Below are 1,065 nucleotides of genomic sequence, written 5' to 3' on the forward strand. Positions count from 1 at the left end.
GCCAGGGGCGTGGGCGATGACGTCGTCGATGTTGTTGCCGCCGGTGAGGGTGCCGCGGTGGGTGAGCTGGATGTTCGTCCAGCCCTTGCCGCCGGGGGCGTCCGCCGGGGTCGCGACCGTGGCGACGGCCGGGCTCTTGGCGTTCGGGTTGCCCGGCGGGTTGTAGGCGCGCAGGTAGCCGGCCTGGTCGGGGGTGAGGATGTCGGGGGCGCCGTCGCCGGTGACGTCACCGAAGACCGGCGGCGGGCCGTCCGGGTTCCACGGTACGTAGAACGAGTACGAGGCGACCGGGGAGACGTTGCGGGCGTTGTCCATCACCTGGAGGTAGAGGATGTTGGTGCCCCAGCGGCCCGGGGTGACCGGGATCCCGTTGGTCGGGTAGTCGCCGCCGCAGGCCCAGCCCGCTCCGGAGAACTGCGGGTCGAAGGACCAGCGGGCGCAGGCGACGCCGGAGGCGTTGCCGCCCGGTGCGGGGTCGGTCGCGGTGAAGGGCACCAGGCCCTGCTCGCCGACGTGCTTCTTGGTGACCTGGCCGTTGCCGGACGGCGGGAACTTGTCCGTGAGTTCGGCGGCCGACAGCACGGTGTTGGCGTCGGGGACGGTGAGGGTCGGCGGGGTCAGGTCGACGCCGAAGCGGCACACCGGGGTCGAGGCGGACATCTGGACCAGCTTGTCGCTGGCCATCATGCCCCAGCCGTAGACGTGCCCGTCCTTGATGACGTTCGGGTTGACCTGGAACACCGCGTTGCCGTTGTTGGGCACCTCGGCGGTGTAGCCGGAGTCGACGTCGGCGCTCAGGTTCGCGTAGTCCCAGATGTGGGCCCAGCCGAACAGCGAGGACTGCGCCTTGCTGCTGACCGTCGCGTTGAGGCTGACCGAGCCGTTGAACCCGGAGGAGGAGTTGAGCCAGCCGATGGAGTTGCCGTCACAGCCCTGGTTCTCGGCCCACGGCACGGAGGTCGAGGGGACGGGCCAGGCGTAGGGATTGGTCGGGGTGTTGGGGACGCGGTCGTACTCGACGACGACGGCGGGGTTGTAGGTCAGTCGCTTGAAGGCCATCTTGTC

1 pseudogene is annotated in these 1,065 nt (G+C 70.0%); it reads right to left on the bottom strand.

The window, feature by feature from the left end:
- Positions 1-1,065: pseudogene (locus AB0O91_RS41210) on the bottom strand (hypothetical protein); the annotation flags it as partial.

The sequence above is a fragment of the Kitasatospora sp. NPDC089797 genome (genome assembly GCF_040684795.1).
Lineage (GTDB): Bacteria > Actinomycetota > Actinomycetes > Streptomycetales > Streptomycetaceae > Kitasatospora.